The 17,293-nt window shown below is 46.9% G+C and carries 9 protein-coding genes, 8 pseudogenes and 1 other annotated feature; of the genes and pseudogenes, 4 read left to right on the top strand and 13 right to left on the bottom strand.

What is annotated here, in order from left to right:
- Positions 1-168 precede the first annotated feature (168 nt).
- Positions 169-603, bottom strand: coding sequence for a universal stress protein (locus JCM11969_RS13645; RefSeq protein WP_054712020.1), 435 nt, complete (start codon positions 601-603; stop codon positions 169-171).
- 87 nt (positions 604-690) lie between these two features.
- Positions 691-2,270 (bottom strand): annotated as a pseudogene (locus tag JCM11969_RS13650) (amidohydrolase).
- Positions 2,271-2,462: 192 nt separating this feature from the next.
- Here JCM11969_RS13650 and JCM11969_RS13655 point away from each other — a divergent pair.
- Positions 2,463-2,687 carry a hypothetical protein gene (locus JCM11969_RS13655; protein ID WP_054712022.1) on the top strand — a complete coding sequence of 75 codons (225 nt, stop codon included), beginning with the start codon at positions 2,463-2,465 and terminating at the stop codon, positions 2,685-2,687.
- A gap of 429 nt (positions 2,688-3,116) precedes the next feature.
- On the opposite strand, the pseudogene JCM11969_RS13660 reads toward JCM11969_RS13655, so the two are convergent.
- The 11 genes and pseudogenes from JCM11969_RS13660 to JCM11969_RS13710 all read right to left on the bottom strand — a co-directional run bounded on the left by JCM11969_RS13660 (position 3,117) and on the right by JCM11969_RS13710 (position 12,734).
- Positions 3,117-3,886 (bottom strand): annotated as a pseudogene (locus JCM11969_RS13660) (acetoin reductase).
- A gap of 270 nt (positions 3,887-4,156) precedes the next feature.
- Entirely contained in the window at positions 4,157-4,630 is a 474-nt protein-coding gene (locus tag JCM11969_RS13665; protein WP_054712024.1) for an S-ribosylhomocysteine lyase, read from the bottom strand.
- 50 nt (positions 4,631-4,680) lie between these two features.
- Positions 4,681-5,539 (bottom strand): annotated as a pseudogene (locus tag JCM11969_RS13670) (MetQ/NlpA family ABC transporter substrate-binding protein).
- Between the two features lie 58 nt (positions 5,540-5,597).
- A complete protein-coding gene (locus tag JCM11969_RS13675) occupies positions 5,598-6,275 on the bottom strand; it encodes a methionine ABC transporter permease (RefSeq protein WP_054712025.1) in 678 nt (225 codons plus the stop codon).
- Complete coding sequence (locus JCM11969_RS13680; RefSeq protein ID WP_054712027.1) at positions 6,275-7,351, bottom strand: methionine ABC transporter ATP-binding protein; 1,077 nt, start codon at positions 7,349-7,351, stop codon at positions 6,275-6,277. Before JCM11969_RS13680 ends, JCM11969_RS13675 begins: the two co-directional genes overlap by 1 nt.
- Positions 7,352-7,779, bottom strand: a pseudogene (locus tag JCM11969_RS13685) (GAF domain-containing protein).
- 105 nt (positions 7,780-7,884) lie between these two features.
- Positions 7,885-8,163, bottom strand: a binding site (T-box leader).
- A gap of 222 nt (positions 8,164-8,385) precedes the next feature.
- On the bottom strand, positions 8,386-8,769 hold the full coding sequence (locus tag JCM11969_RS13690) for a type II toxin-antitoxin system HicB family antitoxin (protein ID WP_054712029.1): 384 nt from the start codon (positions 8,767-8,769) through the stop codon (positions 8,386-8,388).
- Entirely contained in the window at positions 8,756-8,971 is a 216-nt protein-coding gene (locus tag JCM11969_RS13695; protein WP_054712033.1) for a type II toxin-antitoxin system HicA family toxin, read from the bottom strand. The genes JCM11969_RS13690 and JCM11969_RS13695 overlap by 14 nt, the downstream gene beginning before the upstream one ends.
- A gap of 146 nt (positions 8,972-9,117) precedes the next feature.
- A pseudogene (locus tag JCM11969_RS13700) lies at positions 9,118-10,560 on the bottom strand (MFS transporter).
- Positions 10,561-10,944: 384 nt separating this feature from the next.
- Positions 10,945-11,841 (bottom strand): sensor histidine kinase, encoded by an 897-nt coding sequence (locus JCM11969_RS13705; protein ID WP_054712031.1) that lies wholly within the window; start codon positions 11,839-11,841, stop codon positions 10,945-10,947.
- A gap of 216 nt (positions 11,842-12,057) precedes the next feature.
- Positions 12,058-12,734 (bottom strand): annotated as a pseudogene (locus JCM11969_RS13710) (response regulator transcription factor).
- A gap of 134 nt (positions 12,735-12,868) precedes the next feature.
- Here JCM11969_RS13710 and JCM11969_RS13715 point away from each other — a divergent pair.
- The 3 genes and pseudogenes from JCM11969_RS13715 to JCM11969_RS13730 all read left to right on the top strand — a co-directional run bounded on the left by JCM11969_RS13715 (position 12,869) and on the right by JCM11969_RS13730 (position 16,920).
- Positions 12,869-13,790, top strand: a pseudogene (locus tag JCM11969_RS13715) (ABC transporter ATP-binding protein).
- Positions 13,783-14,403 (top strand): ABC transporter permease, encoded by a 621-nt coding sequence (locus JCM11969_RS17250; RefSeq protein WP_225353314.1) that lies wholly within the window; start codon positions 13,783-13,785, stop codon positions 14,401-14,403. The pseudogene JCM11969_RS13715 and the gene JCM11969_RS17250 overlap by 8 nt, the downstream one beginning before the upstream one ends.
- A 598-nt stretch (positions 14,404-15,001) precedes the next feature.
- Positions 15,002-16,920: pseudogene (locus JCM11969_RS13730) on the top strand (M13 family metallopeptidase).
- Positions 16,921-17,293 lie beyond the last annotated feature (373 nt).

The following is a 17,293-nucleotide window of genomic DNA, read 5'->3' on the forward strand; positions in this document are numbered from 1 at the left end:
TTTTTTGGGTTATTTTGATTTAAGCAGGCATTTATTGAGTCTTTCTTGGCAGCCACGCCGAAACGCGTTTCGGAAAACAGAAAGCTGCATGTAAGCCGACTCTTGTATAAATGCCAAAACCAGGCATTTATACAAGAGTCGGCTTACACTCCGCTTCCTCCCGTTTTCCTACACGCTCTGACTAATGACTAACACAGGCGAAGTAGACTTCCGCACGACATAGGCCGTTGTCGATCCCATAATTGCCCGGTTCAGCCCGTGCGCACCTGACTTCCCAATGACCGTTAGCGTGGTCCCAAATCGTTCTGGCAGCGATTCCGCAATCGACTGTTTTGGAATGCCAACTTCAAAATGCGTTTCAATTGCCACGCCAGCATCTTCTGCTTCACCAGTTGTCTGTTTAAGCGCAACTCCAGCTTGATCCTTCATATGTTGCATAATATCGTCACCAAACACGGCACCATATTGGGTATAGCTCTGGTCGTTGGCCACACTGACCGCAATAATTTTTGAGTCGTAGTGTTTCGCAATATCAAACGCTGCTCTGAGGGCCGCAAACGCATTTTCACTGCCGTCTAAGGGCACCAAGATTTTTTCAAACATCGAGACCACCTCCGTTTTTTATTGTTATCTTTATGGTAGCACAGATGGTAGTGGTACCGGTATTGATAGGCACTTATACTCAAGTCTTTACTGATCCTCGTAGACACACTGCCCCTTGATCCAAGTACGCTTAACTCGAGTCTCACCGATCTTTTCAGCCACAACCGTAAACGGGTTCTGATTTAACACCACAAAATCTGCCCGCTTTCCGACGGTGAGTTGCCCGCTATCAGACAAGCCAGCGATTTCAGCCGCCCATTTCGTATAGGCCAAAACGGCCTGTCCAATTGAAATTGCTTCATCAGCATTCACCACATCACCGTTCACTGCAGTCCGGTTGACCGCTGCCTGCATGGCGATAAACGGGCTATCCGGTTCCGCCCATGGCGTGCACGGTGCATCCGAACTAAGCGCCGTGGCAGTCGTTTCGAGCATCGACTTGATCCGGTAAGCTGTTTTAAACTGTTGCGGTGATAAGTAGGCGCGATAAGACTCGTCTTCCGCAAAGTAAAAGATCGGCTGAGTCACCAATGCATACTGCATCTTGGCTGCCTGAATCTGGTGCAGCATGGCATCACTGAGTAACGTGGCGTGTTCAATCCGAATCGATGGTCGATCAGATAACCAAGGCGTCACCTGATCAGTTGTGTCCAAAATCAGTTGAATGGCTGCATCACCCATGGCGTGGACGGCAACCTGTAACTGGTGGTCGCGCGCAAACGTCACTGCAGCCATTAAATCAGTCCCTGTCGTCAGTTGAATCCCGTTCTTGCCACTTGGGTACGGTTGCTGATTCCAGGCCGTCTCGCCCGAAATACTGCCATCCATAAAGACTTTGACACCAGCGATGGTCAAATTCTCATTTTCGGTCGGCAAAATGGGATCCGGGTCGTTTTTCAATTCATCCCAAACATAGTAAATCGCAGTCTGCGGCTTAAAACCAGCAGCCATCGCATCCTGATACAGCCGAAGTGAGTCATAGGGCTGCTTGCGCCCCATCAGCTCACCAATAGCAACTAATCCGTTGGCAAGATAGTGATCGGACGTGTTTCGCATATTGGTCACATCCTGCTGGTAGTTTTGCGCGGATTTAGCACGAATTAGCAACTGCGAAGCGGCCACTTCCTGCATATAACCGTTTGGCCGCCCGTCCGCAAAATGACCAATATGGCCGCCTTCAGGATCCGGCGTATCAGCAGTGATGCCGGCCATCGCCAGTGCCTTAGAGTTACCGATGGAGGAGTGACAGTCTGACCGGTAAATAAAGATTGGCTGGTCAGTGGTGACCGCATCGAGATCATCTACTGTCGCGTGCGGTGCTCAGCTAATTTCGTTTCATCAAAGCCCCACCCTTCAAGCCAAACGTCAGCACCCTGACCATATTCAGGAGATTTTCGCAAGGCGGCTTGCATATCCGAAATGCTGTTGATTTCAGGTGGCGTACAGGCCACCCCATGTAAGGCGTCAGCAATGTATTTTGGATGGGTATGAATGTCCAGCAGCCCCGGTAAAACGGTCTGGTGCTTCAGATCAACCACGTTGTCGGTCTGCGGCGCATCGGGTGTAGCCCCCGTCCAAGTCACGCGACCGTCAACCACTTGCATGGCGTCAACGAAAGCGGTTTCGTTTTCACCCGTAAAAATGTGTCCGTTCACATAGTTTGTCATCATAATCCCTCATTTTGACTAGTATTGTTTGATAGTAGTTGCCTTTATTTTACCGATTTTTGACCTCGAAAAAAACCCCAATTCGATAAACCCGCGTCCCCCTTGAAACGCCAGGATTTCTCAAAAAGTCAAGATTGAAATGCAAATTTTGAGTTCCTATAATGGATTTAGTTCATAGCGGGGGGAATTTAAATGCAGGACACATCAAGTAATTTTTTAGCGACGATCAAGGACGCGTATCGCCATAACTGGGTCATCCAACTTCAATTTAATCGCAGTGGCAGCGTCACGGGCATGGTCAATACCTACACTGATGATGGCCATTTTTATTTGACCCACGACGGGGATGTTAGGGAGTTTCAGCTGAACGAGTTAAGGGGCGTTCAGGTGTTGACGAAGAAGTGGTGGACAAAGTAAGAGTGTGGGGGAAGGCGGTTAGAGGGCGGAGCCTAAGGGCAAGTTGGTCGAAAAGGCTGGGCCTGCCTTTTTGACCGACTTGCCCTTAGGCAGGAACCCTCTGCCTTCCGGAGCACGTTTAGGCTACATATGAGAGAACCACAAAAACCACGGTATTAAAAAAGGAAGATGCTCGATGTGAGTATCTCTCTTTTTGTATATTGTGGTTTTTTGGATAGTTGATCTTTTAGGATTGTGGTTCAGAGTTTTTTCGTGATCTACATGTTAAAGGCCCTATTCACGTAGTCCTTCTCTGTCCTCGAGACTAAACGTGCTACACAGGCCGGTTAGAGGGCTCCTGTGTAAGCGACTCTGGCACAAATGCCAAGTTCGGGCATTTCTGCCAGAGTCACTTACACTCCGCCCTCTAACCGGCCTGTTCCGCACTCTCTAATGAAATCTCATCCCACCATCCACCTGCAACGACTGCCCAGTCACATAGCCAGCAGCGTCCGACGCAAACCACGCCACAACTTCCGCTACGTCCGCTGGCGTTGCTTCCCGTCCGATTGCGATTTCTTCCAAGCAGTTTGCCTGTTGTTCCGCGACCGTTTCGTGCTTGATAGCTGCCGTTTTTTCATCGATTGCGTCACGCATCTTCGTTCGCACGATGCCTGGGTTATAGGCGTTAACTGTAATTTTATCCTTTGCTAACTCCTTGGCAGCCGACTGGGTCAACCCACGAATCCCAAATTTAGAGGCAGAATAAGCACTTTGCAAAGCCGATGCTTCATAGCCTGCCAACGACGCTGCGTTCACGATTCGACCACCGTTGCCTGTTTCTTAAACTGGGTAGCAGCGGCTTGGATACCCCAATAAGTCCCCTTGAGGTTCACATCCAATAATCGTTCAACATCGTCAGGGTCAGAATCTACAAAACTATCAATAAAGGCGATTCCAGCATTGTTAACGTACAATGCAAGATCACCGAAATCTGCAACTGCGTTTTCAACGAGTGCAAAGACCTCATCCCGGTGCGCCACATCAACATGATATGCCTTCGCCTGATAGCCCTCACTTGTTAAATCAACAGCCACCTTCGCAGCCGTTTCATCATTGATGTCTGCCACTGCAATAGCGTAGCCGTCCTTCACTAATCGGTGAGCGATGCCCTCGCCAATTCCTTGGCCGGCACCAGTAATGATTGCAAGTTTACTCATTTCGCATACCTCCTGGGGTGTTGTTTTGTATGGGATTGACATTAACTTAGGATTGGCGCGTTATACAAAGCGAAAGATAATGACGATGACGAGCTACCGCACAGTGTAGGTTCGTTCGTGCTTTCTTCCTTGGCCACCTTGCCTAAACGCGCTCCTCAAGGCAAGGGGCGGCCATGGCCATGTAAGCAACTCTGGCAAAAATGCCAAGTTCGGGCATTTCTGCCAGAGTTGCTTACATTCTGCCCCTTTAACCGCCTTGTTCCGCGCTCTCTAAACCACATTCCGATTAAACGGATCATCCGAAATACCTTCTGCCAAAATGTCCTTTGACCATTCCTTAGCTGAGAACAATGAGTGGTCCCGGTAGTTACCACAGCTGTACTTATCCGTGCCTTGCACATCATCCCAGGTAATCTTGTTGGCAATGTCATCCAAGGCACCCTTTAAAGCTTTAGCCACTTCTGTTGTGGAATGTTGGCCCCAAGTGATTAAATGGAATCCAGTCCGGCAACCAAACGGTGAGCAATCGATAACGCCATCAAGACGGTCACGTAATAACCCAGCAAGTAAGTGTTCAATGGTGTGTAAACCGGCTGTAGGAATCGCGTTTTCGTTTGGTTGAACGAGTCGCAGATCGTAGTTGCTGATGATGTCGCCCTTTTCACCGTGTTCTTCAGTGATTAAGCGAACGTATGGTGCCTTTACCTTTGTGTGATCCAGGGTGAAACTTTCTACTTTAGCCATAATTGATGATCTCCTTTTAATTTAATCGTGTTTAACTGACTTGAAACTGCCTAGTTGTCAAAGTATGACAATGGCTTATTAACTTCGATCTTAGTGCCGTAGTACTTCTTCTTGATATAGGATTGGATATCCTTCTTGTGGTACAGGGTAACCAATTTCTTGTAGGCTTTGTTGTTCTTGTTCTTCGCAGCGGTTGCCAAAATGTTGATGTTGTCCTTCGTAGATTGGTCAACCTTTTCGTGGTAGATGGAATCCGTCAACACATGTAAGTGGCCTTCCAACGCAACCGTGTTTGAGATCAATACGGCGTCAACGTTGTTGATGACCCGAGGACCAGTGGTATCGTCAATTTCCTTAAACTTCAGGTGCTTAGGGTTACTCTTGATATCACTGACAGTGCAAGGTAACCAAAGTCTTTATCAAGCTTAATCAATCCAGCCTTTTGTAACAGAATCAACCCACGAGCAGCTTGTGATGGGTTGTTCGCAATAGCGATCGTTGCGCCATCGGGAATATCCTTTACGCTCTTGTACTTCTTAGAGTAGATTCCCATTGGTTCCAAGTATGTGGTGCCCAATGCAGCCAGTTTGCTGGACTTATTTTCCTTGTTGTAAGCCAGGTAGTATGACAATGATTGGAAGGCGTTCACGTCGACGTTGCTTGAGCGGTCGCCTTGTTTAACTGAACCCCGTCTGTGATCTGCTTAACCTTGATCTTCAGACCCATATTTTTAGCATCCTTAGACTTAGCAATGTGTTGCCAAATGTCGTAGTCGGACCCCTGTGAGCCAATCGTAATGGTGCTCGTTTTAGTTGAACTGGCACTGTGACTGGTTGCTGAATGAATCCCAAAAATTGCTAATACGATGACGACAATAATGCCGATCAACCACCAAAAACTCTTCTTCATACTTCTCCACCTATAATAACTTTCTCTGTAATCTCTTTTAAGTGTTGTTACCAATAAATTAATCGTTGTGCTCAACGGCTTTGACAATCAGGTCGCCGATGATCTGAACCGCAAAGACTAGAATCAAAATGATGATCATGGCGACGAAGGTGACGTCGTTTTCAAACCGGGCGTACCCGATGCTGATGGCGATGTCTCCGAGGCCACCAGACCCGATGGCGCCGGCCATGGTGGTCAACCCGATCAGACTGATGATGGTCACGATGGACACCCGCAAGATATCTGCCAGACCTTCACGAAGATAGACCCGGAAAATGATTGCGGTGGGACTTGACCCCATGGACTGCGCGGCTTCAATGACGCCGTGATCCACATCCAACAGCGCGTTTTGTACCTGGCGTGCATAGAACGGGAAGATCCCGACAATCAATGGCACCAGTGATGCGGTCGTCCCAACGGTCGTCCCAATCAGGAACTGAGTTAATGGTGAAATCACCGCCAGTAAAATGATAAATGGAATCGACCGCAACAGGTTGGTGAGTTTATCCAAGACGGAATAGGTCAACCCGTCTTCCAGGATGCCGCCCGGTTGGGTAATCACGAGACAGACTCCCAGGAGCAACCCCAACACCACCGCTATAATCGCTGAACCAAAGGTCATGTAGAGCGTCTCCCACGTGGCTTGCACGAACTGCCCCTTCATCTGGAGGACGTTTGGAATGAGTTTTTCTAACATTATTCCGCCCCCTCCTTTGCTGGCTTACCACTGAGAATCTGTGTTTTAACACCATGGGGCCGCAGATCTTCCAACGCCTTGTTGAACGGTGGCAGCTCGCCTTCAATAATGGCAATCATGTAGCCGACGTTCTCACCGTCGATCTGGTCAATGTTCGCAAATAGAATGTTCTCGGCCACGTGGTACGTTTGCGATAACTCGGATAGAATGCTTTGCTTCGTTGCGTTACCAATAAAATTGAAGTAAACCAGTTCCTGGTTAGCCGGTAACTTCTCAACATCAATCGCGGTTGTGATTCGGTCAATGGCTGCCTTAACGTTCGTCGAGGTTTCAACGAAGTCGGTCGTCAACTTCTCTTGTGGATCCGTAAAGACCTTCGCAACCGTTCCCCGTTCAATGATGCGGCCCTCATCCATGACAGCCACGTTATGACAGATGGATTTGATGACCTGCATTTCATGAGTGATCAAGACGATGGTCAACCCGAGCTCATCGTTGAGTTTCTTCAACAGCTCCAAAATCGCCTTCGTCGTTTTCGGATCCAGGGCACTCGTGGCTTCATCTGAAATGAGCACTTCTGGTTCAGTGGCTAACGCTCTGGCAATTGCAACCCGTTGCTTTTGACCACCGGATAACCGCTGCGGATAAGTATTGGCATAGTCTTCCAAGCCAACGCGTTTCAACAGGTTGAGCGCCTTTTCCTGCCGCTCTTGTTTACTGATCTTCTTACCCAGCAACGGATACTCAACATTGCCCAAAACGGTTCGCGACTTCATGAGATTAAAGTGCTGGAAGATCATGCCGATTTTTTGGCGGGCTTCACGCAATGGTGCCGGTTTTAAGTCCCGCAGATCCTGACCGTTGACGACAACCTTGCCATCACTGGGTTGCTGGAGGAGGTTAATGACCCGAACCAGCGTGGATTTTCCAGCGCCGGAATAGCCGATAATGCCATAAATATCGCCCTGTTTGATTTGAAGGCTCACATCATCGACAGCTTTCAGGTCCTTGCCGCTGTTTTTAAACGTGACCTTGATGTGTTGTAAATCAATGACGTTAGTCGCTTCTTCTGCCATCTAGGCCCGCCCTCCTATTTCTGCTTGAACACCGAAAACGATCGGCGCAATTTCTGATAAATAACTTGCATCAACATCATCAAACGTATTGTATTCCGGACTATCTAAATCAAGGACACCCCAGAACTTGCCGTCTTTAAATATTGGAACGACGACTTCGGAATTAGAGGCACTGTCACAGGCAATGTGCCCGCTAAACTCGTGAACGTTTGGGACAACTTCTGGTTTCTTAGTTGCAGCAACCGTGCCGCAGACCCCTTTGCCAACCGCGATGTGCATGCAGGCTGGCTTCCCCTGAAAGGACCAAGAATTAATTCATCATTTTTGAACCGGTAAAACGAGGTCCCGTTCAATTGCGGCAACTCATTAAAAATCAATGACGCCAGGTTACTCATGTTAGCGACGAGATCAAATTGTCCCGTTAACAATGCCTGCGCTTGTTGTTTTAATAACTCGTACCGTTATGTTTTCTCACTCATTCGGGACACTCCCTTTCCAAAATAAAAAGGCATTTCCATCCATATCTATCTCTAGATAAGGACGAAAATGCCTTCGCGTTACCACCTTAGTTTAAACGACCCTCGCGAGCCATTCCTCGTGGGTACGCCAAACAAAGTCTGGTTTAATAAATCAGTACTTACTGTTGTGCATACCCTAACGCTGTAACGGGCGTCCCCGCCAGCGCCTAGCCGTAGTTCAGCGCTGAAACGATGTAAAAGACCATCTTCAATCAGCTCTCATCATTACCTTGCACCAAACGGCAACTCTCTCGGGATGATTACTGATCTACTCATCTTCTCGTTAGTTTCTCATATGAATTTAACAGTGACCATTATGCGTCGAAATGAAACGCGTGTCAACAGGTAAATTAAAAAAATATGAGTTCGTGTTAAAGTTTACTCATTTTGAAACCGGTTTTCTTAAGATAACTGCGTGGGTTTATATCAATTTATAGGCCTTGATTTCGGTTGTGTAGGAAAAAGTGATGCTTTTATTATTTTTGTAATAATATTCAAGTGTGCACAATTTTTTTCTTAAACGCCCAGTTTTTCCTCAAGTGCCTCAGTCAACACTTGTGAGACATTGATTTTCTCATCGTTCGCCATGTGATTGAGATACTCGGGAATCGTCACGTTCCGACGAATCGTTTTGGAAAATTTGCGTCTAAAAGCCGCTAAATCAACAGTTACATAGACTAATTTTTCATCCTTTTTCAAGGAAATATCTGATGGTTCCGAGGGTTTTGGGTAGGAGGTTGTATTCTCAAGTAAATTGCCTATAAGGTCTTCAGCCATTTCAATTGCATCAAACGTATCGTTTCCCTGAGTATACCCACCTTCTAAATCCGGTACCCGAACAAAAATAAATTGATTATCTGGTTTTAAAACTACTGGATATAAAACATTATCTTTCTTCATGATTTTTCTCCTTTTTCAAACCTGCCTCTTTCAAAATAGCGCGCTCTGATCCCTTACCGAGTTTCTGAGCATGTCTCGGTACCATTACAGTCGTATTTGTAAATGGATTATGCAACTTTAAATGCGATGAGTCATTTTCAGATTCTTCAATAAACCCATTCTGATGCAATAACCTAATGATTTCTCTAGTTTTCATGATCATTTTTCTGATCTTCATAATACACATTTTATGTGTATTAATCAATTTATGTGTCTCTTGTTAACTACGCAAAAAAATGAGTGTCAACGAAAAAAATCCAAAGTAACCTGCAAGTCAGCAGACTACTTTGGATTTCTATAATTGATTGTTTAAGCCCGACGTTTAACCACTTCAGCCGCAATCACTCGGTACAACGTAATCAGCGTAGCCAAGCCACAAATACCGATGGCAACCGCAAAGGCAACGTGCATCCCATAGATGAAGATGTCCGGCCGGCCGTAAATGTAGGTGGTGACATGGTGGCCAATTTTATGACTCATCCCAGCAAATAGGACTGACGTTGAAATGGCGATTCCAATGACCATCCTAGATTTCTGGCAAGCGCGTTCATCCCACCGGCAACACCCAAATCCTTGGGTTCAACCGCATTCATAACGATCGTGTTGTTCGGCGCCTGAAAGGATCCGTTGCCAAGACCCAGGAGCGCAATGTTAGCCGCAAACAGCCAAAACGGTGTGCTCATTGTCGTTGTCATGAACAACCTGGGTCAACAGAATGCAGCACAGGCCAATCAACGTAATTTTTTCAGGTCCGATCCGGTCCGATAGACTACCGGCAATCGGGGCAACTACGACTTGCACGATTGGCGAGATCATCAAGATATACCCGGCATCGTTTGGACTCAGTGCCCGCGCATTTTCAAGGTAGAACGGCGTGATGGCCGTATAGAAGAAGTTGTTAATAAAAATCAGGAACCCGCAAAGTAAACTGACCGAAAACGCACTATTCTTAAACAGTGCAAATGACAATAGCGGCTTTGTTTGATGCGTTTCTGTGATACCGAACCAAATGGCCGTCACCGCTGCAATGGCAAATAACACGATAACTGGCCGGTAGCGATACCCATATTCCTGAGCCAGAAAAATAGCTGTGAAGAACGTGACGACTAGCAATGCCATACTGGTGGCGCCGCTTCGATCAATAGCCTCATGGGACTGTGTGAGATCCTTCGGCAACACAAAGTGCCCAATCAAAATCGTGATAATGCCAACGGGCACGTTGATCCAGAAGATAAAGCCCCAGCTAAAATGCGCCAGCACGATACCCCCGACACCGGGTCCCGTAATTGAACCGAGCGCAACAAACGAGCCAATCATACCTAATGCCCGACCGCGTTCAGCCAAGGGAAAGACTTCGGAAACGATACCGTTGCTGGTTGCCATGGTCATTGAAGCGCCCAGCGCCTGAATAACCCGGGCAGCTAGCAACAGGGCGAAACTCCCCTTAAAGCCAGCCATAAACGAGCCGATCACGAACAGGTAAGTCCCGAGTTTAAAGACCCGGACTTTGCCAAGTGAATCGCCCAATTTACCAAATAATAACAATAACGCACAAATGACAATCAAATAGATTGAAACGACCCACTCTGCCCGGTTCATTTGGACTTTCAGATCCCGGCTAATGACCGGCAGTGCCACGTTCACAATGCTGGAGTCCAGCGTTGACATAAACGTAAAGAGACCGGTAGCTACTAAAATCAGCCACCGGTATTTTTGTACAGTTTGATTCTTTAAATAAGACTCAGTTGCCATGACGATACCCCTCTTATGTTGAGAATTTTCGTGAGAGTTGATGGGTTTATGAGGTGGCGTATCTTGACAGTTACGGCCTCATCAACCGGTGTATCGTCTGGTTCACGCTGTTGGTGTTTAATGGGTGGCGTCAACGCAGCAGTCAAACTAAACGATGCATCGGCTGACCAAATAAGCCTATTTAGTTTGTCATTGGTACGACTAACTAAACAACTGATCATCAGATACATCTCAATTTAGACATGACTACTGTGCATCGCAAGCGACACCCAGTAAAACTAAATTGCGCATTGATTCTATTTTCATAAACACGCCCTATCAAGCAGGACGTTAACTCTGAACACAAGTGCATACTATAGTCGCTCGCTCAAAACAAGTCAACACTTATTTTTTGATTTCTTGCAACGGTTTTAACACCACGGTCACCTTAAACCAGTCGTCCTCAGTGGCTAACTGCAACCGGCCGCCTAACGTGGTCACCAGCGACTGCACAATACTGAATCCCAGGCCAACACTCTGATTGGTGCGTGACTCATCTGCGGTATAGAACCGGTTCAGCAACTCATCAGGATGTTCTGGCAAGTGCTTTCCCTGGTTTGCAAAAACAAGGTGATAGTGACTGCCATCCACTTGACTGAGACTAACAGCCACCTGTCCTGAAGCATATTTTAAAATATTGCCGATTAAATTTTGAAAGACTCGCGTCAGCAAGGTAGCATCCGTTGGAATCGTCACATTCGGCGCAATATCGGGTGTCACAACCAACTGTCGTTTCGTCAATTCATCATAGTAATCAAACAATTCATTTTCCAATAATTGTGACACGTTGACCGGCTTAACCGTCAGTGTTGTACTCTTTTCCTGCATCAAATTAAAATCCATCAGATACCGCAAATAGTAATTAACCGACGCCAAGTTGCGGCTGATCCGCTGCAACTGTGGCTGATGCTGGGGCGACACATCCTTAGACAACAACTGCACGTACCCCATTGAAACGGTCAGAGGGGTCTTAATGTCATGCGTCAAATTAGTCAGCATCCGCTGCACTTCAGCTTCTTGCTGGGCTTGGTGCTGTTGGAGATCACGACTCACTTTGAGGCTGTGATTGCTGGCAGTAACTAGGTGTTTAATGATTGGCAAGGCAGTGTTTGACGTGACGTATCCGTTTGTTTCGTGAGCGTTGATGAAGGTGAGTTCCTTGGTGATCCGGTGAATTTCGGTCATTAGCAGCGCAATAATGCCCAGTAGGATAACGATGAGTATGTATAATAGAATGGTCATTCTCGTTCATGCTCCTTGTGTTTTTTGAATTGTGGGTTATGGCTTTCTTGATAGCTAGCGACATACGTTCCAGGATCTCTTTCTTAGCAACAGTGCCGAAACGCGTTCCACAAGGCACGGGGCTAACGTGTAACGGACTCTGGGCTAAAAGTCAGGCCCGGACTTTTAGCCCAGAGTCCGTTACACACCGCCCCTACCCCGCCTTGTTCCACGCTCTTAATCAAATCTCACCCCAATCCCCCAAATCGAATTCACATACTGCGCATCCGGCGACAAGTTATTGATCTTTGTCCTGAGGTTGCTCAAATGCACGTTCATGGTGTTATCACCGTTGACATAGGGTTCGCCCCACACCGTTTCGTACAACTGCTCTTTTTGATACACCTGATGTGGGTGGCGCATCAGAATCGTTAACAGCTCAAACTCTTTCTTCGGCAGTGTTAACCGTTTTCCCGCTACCAGTATTTCATGGGTATCCTGATTCACGCTCACTAATCCACAAGTAAGTGTCGTACTACTCGATTGTTGCGCCGGCACTTGCCGCAGCTGGACCTTTACACGCGCAACTAATTCATCGATATCGAACGGCTTTGTCAGATAATCATTCGCACCCTCTTCTAACAGGTCAACGATCTTTTGTTTATCCTGAATCGCTGTGAGGACAAGGACTGGCACCTGCGTTATCTTCCGCAGTGTCTTCAACACACTCTCCCCCATGATGCCTGGCAACATGAGATCAAGAATGATTAAATCTGGGTGAGTGGCATTGAATTGTGAGAGGCTTTGACGCCGTCTGCCGCCTCAGCAATCGTGTACATTGGCGCCAATACGTCCTTCAATAAGGTGCGAATATCGTCGTGATCTTCAACAATTAGAATCGTTGCGGTCGGCATGGCAGTCCCCTCCTTCTTTACCTCTATTTTACCGCTTACATGCCGCCATCACAATTTAGGATTAATTAAGGATTACTTATGGCACTAGTTAAGAAAGATTCGTTATGATAATCACAAGAAAGGGGCGACACGCAATGGACACCATTTTAAAATTACAACACGTCAGTAAACAATTTGGTCGTTTTCAGGCACTAAACGATGTGTCATTCACCGTAAATCGTGGGGATATTTACGGGCTCATCGGCGAAAACGGCGCCGGTAAAACAACCATTATGCGGCTGATCACGCACCTCTCACCGCTTAACAGCGGCAGTATTACACTATTAGGAGAACAGGCACCGCATTATCAGCAGGCACTGAAGCACGTCGGCGCCGCCATCGAGACACCTGCTGCATTTAAGAAGTTGACGGTTAAACAAAATTTAACGCTGGCCGCCATTCAACACGGGATTCAGGATAAGCAAGTGATTACGGACAACATTCACTTCGTTGGTTTAGATGAAAAGGCAACAACGAAAGCCAGTAAGCTCTCATTAGGGCAGCGGCAACGTTTGGGGTTAGCACTGGCATTACTCTCGCAACCCGATTTTTTGGTATTAGATGAGCCCATCAATGGTTGGATCCTTCTGGCATCATGCTTTTCGGGAACTCCTGAAGAAACTGAATCGCGAACAGAACACCACCATTTTGATTTCCAGCCATATTTTGACAGAGTTATATCAAGTCTCAACGAAGTTTGGCTTCATTTCTCACGGTCAGTTTATTAAAGAAGTGACCAAGGAAGACCTGGACAAGGAGAATAGATCAGGCATCCTACTCACGGTGGATGATGTCAAATTAGCAGCCGAGTTGTTAGACAGTTCAAATATCCAACCGTTCACCGTTTTAGATGATGCTCGCATCCTGGTCCATGACCTTTCAGTAGACACTGCGAAACTCAATCAAGAACTGGTGATTGCGGGGGTCGCAGTTAAGAATATCACCCGCCAGGAGGGCTCCTTGGAGGAATATTACACCGATCTACTCAAGACGCAAGGAGGCGGCCAGCATGCTTAATCAATTACGAGCTGATTTCTACCGACAAACGCACACGATCGGCCATTATCTCTTACTCGTTTTAGTTTTGATCTACAGTTTCGTCACGATCTATTTTAAATCCGTTGGCGGCGTGATGGTTAGTGCACCCGAGGACACCCTTGCCCAACTCGCGAGTGGGACGTGGACGGTTCTCTCAGGCGTCCGCGCCATGACGATTGGTGCCAGCATTCTGATGTACGCGTTTATCAGTATTTTCGTGATGGTGATCGGGTATGAATTTAGTCAGGAAACCTATAAAAACACGCTCATTTCAGGTATCTCCCGTTCGGGGTTCATTGTCGCCAAATACATTACGATGCTTGTAGATATCCTGCTGCAAATTCTCGCCTACTACGTCTTCGGCATTCTCGTTGGGCTGGCAATGGGCCGTAAGCTAGGCACTAGCTGGGGGCACCTCTTATCAACAACGCTGGCAACGGTCGGCATCACGACCTTCTTCATCAGCGTGGTCTTCGGGATGGCGGTGGTGTTGCTTATTTTAACGGGGTCACAGATCGGCAGTGCCGCGTTTATTGTCATCTTCCGTTGGCCGTTTCCATCATTGCGGCTGTCGCACACTGGCACTGGTTGAAATATATCAACTTTTTCTCAACCACGGTCAAGATCAGTGTCGGACAGATCACTGTGAGTCAATTTTGGCCATATGCTTGGGTCAGTATAGCAATTCTAGCTGTTTGCTTCTTGCTGTCGCTGGGATTGATTCAGCGAAAAGAACTTTAATGCTGGGCCTTTTAACTTTATAAAGGTTCTATCCGTTAATACCTTAACCTGTAATTGAGATAAACAAAAAGACATTTCAAAATCGGATAATTTTGAAATGTCTTTTTAATAACTAGCGTTCGGCAATACCTGTGCTAGCGAACGGTCGAACCGTCCTTTCATTATCATTGGCCTACTTAATAAGCTAAAGCAAGTCAATTAAATCCACTATAACGTCCATGGCAACTGTGAGAGTATAACCATTCGGATACCACTCATGATGTTTTCTTAACCCTGATAAACATTGTTTATTTAAAATTTCAAATAGGTATATACCATTATAGCGTACTAAAAGTTAGGTTCGCTTTATTTTCAGCGGCCTCATCGCGCAACTTTGTGCATACAATCAATTGGGTAACCCCAATCAAAGCGGTATAATAACCGTAACTGAAAATTCTGGAGGTATCTGCATGGCAAACACAATTGATGAAACTAAGATCAAAACGGATCTGTACGACGCAGTCAACGGTGACTGGCTGAAAACGGCCGTGATTCCCGCTGACCACTCCACCACTGGCGGTTTTACAGATCTCGCTGACAACATTGAAAAAACGCTGATGAGCGACTTTGATGAGCTGCTCAAAGGCAACTTACAACCCACCAATCCTGAACAAACTGAATTCAAGAAATTCTACGCGTTGACGACGAACTTTGCAAAACGGGAAAAAGACGGCGCCGCACCATTGAAGCCGTTCATTGACCGCATCACTAAATTGACCAACTATCAGGATCTCAGTGACCAACTGGCTGACTGGATCCTGACCGGGCTGCCAACGCCATTTTCATTTGACATCGATTCTGACATGAAAAACTCCACAACTTACGCGCTGTTTGCGAGTGGTCCTTCTCTGTTTCTGCCTGACAAGACCTACTACGCTGAAGGCAACCAAGCCGCTGCTCAATTAATGCCAATATTCACCGACATTATGACCCAACTCTTTAAGTTGGCCGGGTACGGTGACGATGAAGCAAAAACGATCATCGATCAGGCTGAACAGTTCGACCGCCTGATTGCGCCACACGTGAAATCTGCTGAAGAAGGCGCGGACTACAGCAAGATGTACAATCCACGCAGTTTGGATGACATTGCCGGCAGCACGGATAAGCTTGATTTGAAGGCTGCAATTATGACCTTAGTGAAGGGCACGCCAGACGTCATTATCACGCCAGAACCAGCGTACTTTGATGCCTTGAACGACCTGCTCACTGACGCCAACTTCCCACTCATGAAGAGTTGGTTGCTGGTGAAGACCGTTTCCGGATTATCGTCTTACTTAACCGAAGATTTCCGTCAAACAAGCACCATCTTTGGTCGGGCACTCTCCGGTCGCAAGGAAGCGCGCTCCCAAGAAAAGGCCGCCTACGACCTCGCTACCGGCGTGTTTGACCAAGTTGTCGGCGACTACTACGGCCGCAAATACTTTGGCGAGGCAGCCAAAAAGGACGTTCACAACATGGTCGTTAAGATGGTCAACGTCTATAAGAAACGGCTGGCCAACAACACTTGGCTGGGTAAAGCCACCCGTGACAAGGCGGTATTAAAACTGGATAAACTGGGCATTCAAGTTGGTTACCCCGACACCATCACCCCACTGTATTCGAAATTTAAAGTCACCACTGCAGAAGACGGCGGTTCGCTGCTCAGCAACATCATGACTTTTACCCGCATCCGTAACGAAGACGAATTTTCGAAATGGAACCAACCGGTCGACCGCACCCGCTGGGAAATGAGCGCTAACACGGTCAACGCTTACTTCCACCCATTCCACAACATCATCGTCTTCCCAGCTGCGATTCTTCAAGCACCGTTCTACAGTCTGAACCAATCGTCCAGCGAGAACTTCGGTGGTATCGGTGCCGTTATCGCCCACGAAATTTCTCATGCCTTTGATAACAACGGATCGTTGTTTGACGAATACGGTAATTTGAACAACTGGTGGACTGAAGAAGACAACGCGCATTTCAAAGATCTTGCACAAAACATGATCGATGAGTTCGACGGCCTGCCATACGCTGGGCAAAAGGTAAATGGTAAACTGACTGTTTCCGAAAACATCGCTGATGGCGGCGGGTTGAGCTGCGCGCTGGAAGCCGCAAAGGGCGAACCCGATGTTGACCTAAAAGCCTTCTTTATCAACTGGGCCACAATTTGGCGTTCAAAAGCAACCAAGGAACGCGAACAGCTTCTGTTATCCATTGATGTTCACTCCCCTGCTAAGTTGCGGGCAAACGTCCAGGTTCAGAATTTGGATGACTTCTTCAGCACGTTTGACGTTGTTGAGGGGGATGCCATGTATAAGGCACCTGCGATCGGGTTAAGATCTGGTAATTCATTAGTCGCATGAAACTGTAAAACAGCCAACTGATCTTTAATTTGATTAGGTGGCTGTTTTTCTTTTTTGTAAATGAAAAACAGATCTTATTATTCATTTTTTGAACAATAAGATCTGTTTTTTAGTTTAGGCAGCACTCACATTGTCAATGAGCCTCGTTTGGTTAGGAAAGTTAATATTTTTGTTGAAAGCATTAACTTGGGTACTTGATGACGATGTTGTGGGGCTGTTTGAACGCTTTTTTTGGTTTTGATGTTTTGCTGCGTTGTGGTTGTGGCTTTCTTGGCATCATCACTGAAACGTGTTCTAGAAGGCAAGGAACTGCATGTAAACCAACTCTGGCCTGCTGCATATTGCTCATGGCTACGG

Origin of the sequence: Secundilactobacillus paracollinoides DSM 15502 = JCM 11969, from assembly GCF_001311135.1 — a bacterium.
In the GTDB taxonomy this organism is placed as follows: Bacteria; Bacillota; Bacilli; order Lactobacillales; family Lactobacillaceae; genus Secundilactobacillus; species Secundilactobacillus paracollinoides.